The sequence below is a fragment of the Nitrosomonas communis genome, assembly GCF_900114745.1.
GTDB lineage: Bacteria > Pseudomonadota > Gammaproteobacteria > Burkholderiales > Nitrosomonadaceae > Nitrosomonas > Nitrosomonas communis_A.
Window position 1 is genome coordinate 1 of the sequence record NZ_FOUB01000170.1, and the last position, 1,725, is coordinate 1,725.

At 43.8% G+C, this 1,725-nt stretch carries 1 protein-coding gene and 1 pseudogene; both read left to right on the forward strand.

The genetic code is table 11. The annotated features are described in order from the left end of the window. Positions 1-159: 159 nt before the first annotated feature. A pseudogene (locus BM122_RS21185) lies at positions 160-720 on the forward strand (ISL3 family transposase); the annotation flags it as partial. Positions 721-1,118: 398 nt separating this feature from the next. Then, positions 1,119-1,725 (forward strand): IS5 family transposase (locus tag BM122_RS21190; RefSeq protein WP_074907651.1); only part of this gene is annotated, 607 nt, incomplete at its 3' end.

A 1,725-nucleotide genomic window follows, 5' to 3' on the forward strand; every position in this document is an offset into this window, starting at 1 on the left:
TAAGGCAAGAAACTGGGCTATTTAACCATTGTTCTCGATCTTCAACGTGGCGCAATGATTTTTGTGGGCGTTGATTCCATTCTGGAAACGTTTGAAATGATCAGGTGCGCAGATTGAAGCGGTTGCGACCGATATGGGCCAAGCTTACACAGTGCGGTACAGAGCCATATTCCAGAGGCTCCACTAATATTCGATCACTTTCATCTCATCAAGCTGTTTAATGAAAAACTGACCAAGTTGCGCCGCGATCTGCAACGAGAAGCAGAGAATGGGTTGGGGAAGTCCGTTTTGAAAGGTATTCGTTGGCTGCTGCTCAAGCATCCTGACAATCTGGATGACACGCGCAATGAGCGCCAACGTCTGGAGGAAGCACTCAAGCTTAATGAACCCTTGGCAACAACCTGTTATATGAAAGAAGAATTACGCAATAGTTGGCATCAGCCAGATAAAACCGCAGCGCAAAGAGCGCTTGACGAATGGGAAAAAAAGGCCGCTGCTTCTGATATCAACATGCTCAAGCAATTCTCTAAAATCATTGCCACTTATCGTTCAGGCATCCTTGCCTATTTCGACTTCAATGGCTTATCAACTGGACCATTGGAAGGCATCAACAACAAGATCACACCGTTACATAAAATGGCTTATGGCTTTAGAGATGTTGAATTCTTTAAGGTAAAAATTATGGCGTTGCATGAAACCAGTTATGTTCTGGTCGGTTGAACTCCTGTGTACGCATTTGCCGGATGAACCTTCTTTTTATTTGATCGCTCAAGAAGCTAGGATGTATCGCAGCTTACCTCTTGTTAACCATATAAAAGTTATACTTCAAGCTTGAATCCGCCTTCTTAAAATTCTATTCAAACAGGAATAACGAGGTAATTAATTGATTTTATTAAAATTTAATATTTTAATAGGAAATTGTAGCTAAATTAATTTTTGCGAGACTAGCAGGGGATGATTCATTGACTGATGCCCAACTGGATTGACAGATAAATAATGGTTGAACAGTACTCCAGTCAGATTTCTAGGGTCTGTTGACGTTTTAAGATAAGTATTTCATAGATAGAAACAAACTCGTAATATTGGGGTTCCTACACCCCCAACAAAACGAGTTTGCGATGCCCCGAATGATGCTCAATGATGAGTACTGGTCGAAGCTGGAGAAGATTCTGCTTCAAGAATCGATTTATAACAAGCGCAATCTGCGCATGACGGTAGAAGGCATACTGTATCGAATGCGGGTTGGCTGTCCGTGGCGCGATCTGCCCAGGGTGTTCGGCTGCTGGAATTCCATCTATAAAAGATTCAATGCATGGTCATTGAGCAGGAAATGGCTGAATGTTTTCAAAGCATTGGCTGTTGATCCGGATTGGGAATGGAGATTTATGGATGGCAGTTATGTTAAAGCGCATCAACATAGTGCGGGAGCAGCGAGTCAAGAATCGCAGGCTATCGGGAAAAGCCGTGCAGGCAATACCACCAAGATCCATTTAGCGGTCGATGGTTATGGCTTGCCAGTTGAGTTTGGAATCACCGGTGGAGAAGTCAATGACTGTTGTGCCGCACCTGATTTGATTGCCAGGTTGCCTGACGCAAAAACAATAGTTGCGGACAAGGGCTATGACAGCGAATGGTTACGGGAACAGATAACGAAGAAGGGGGTTCAGGCTGTGATACCGAGAAAGCGCAACTCGTTGAAGGGTAATGCAGATATGGATTGGGGTT